A 216-nucleotide genomic window follows, 5' to 3' on the forward strand; every position below is an offset into this window, starting at 1 on the left:
GGGTTTATTTGATATGCCCGCTTTTATAAAATCTACAAAAGATAATAAAAAACTATATGGAAAGACCGCATTTTGTTTAAAAATATACCTTAAGTTGATGGATGTGGGGTATGACCACATCACTATCAAGCTAAGATTATACAATATCAAGTATAGTAGAGATTATTTCTTTTTTCTAAAAGCCAGGCTTAGAAAATTTAAAGGTTTGCATGCGAA

Annotated in this window: 1 protein-coding gene; it reads left to right on the top strand. The window is 30.1% G+C overall.

Annotated elements, in window-relative coordinates; all coding sequences use genetic code 11:
- Nucleotides 1-216, top strand: a 216-nt coding sequence (locus MR168_RS33260) for a hypothetical protein (protein ID WP_242291781.1), incomplete at both ends; no start/stop codon positions are given.

Source organism: Bacillus cereus group sp. BfR-BA-01356, from assembly GCF_022663635.1.
Taxonomy (GTDB): Bacteria; Bacillota; Bacilli; order Bacillales; family Bacillaceae_G; genus Bacillus_A; species Bacillus_A cereus.